The following is a 337-nucleotide window of genomic DNA, read 5'->3' as shown; positions in this document are numbered from 1 at the left end:
CTTGGCCACAGATGCTCGCGTCCACTGTGTAGTTCTCAAATAACGACCAGCCACCCGTCACACCCTGCCGAAGCAGACCTTTACCGGGGCCGGCACTGAAGACTGACCAAACGGCCGTGCCTTCAGGACCCAACAGCGCGCCAGGCACGATCTCTTTTAGTGACTCACTTTCCACGCCGAAGCAGTACTCGTGATCCATCCAGAAGACCGTGCCAACTAATCAACGTTCCACCCATGAGCTGACCGTGCAGAACGTTTGCCTGCAATCGGTACTGTGCTCCTTAGAAAGGAGGTGATCCAGCCGCACCTTCCGGTACGGCTACCTTGTTACGACTTC

1 protein-coding gene and 1 rRNA gene are annotated in these 337 nt (G+C 56.4%); both read right to left on the bottom strand.

The window, feature by feature from the left end; translation table 11 throughout:
- Positions 1-199, bottom strand: a 199-nt coding sequence (locus tag WDV06_RS37275; protein ID WP_395514215.1) for a hypothetical protein, incomplete at its 3' end; no start/stop codon positions are given.
- A gap of 86 nt (positions 200-285) precedes the next feature.
- Positions 286-337, bottom strand: a 16S ribosomal RNA gene (locus WDV06_RS37270); the annotation flags it as partial.

It is taken from the genome of Streptomyces racemochromogenes (assembly GCF_044129415.1).
Classification (GTDB): domain Bacteria; phylum Actinomycetota; class Actinomycetes; order Streptomycetales; family Streptomycetaceae; genus Streptomyces; species Streptomyces racemochromogenes_A.
This window is presented reverse-complemented; position numbering and strand designations above follow the sequence as displayed.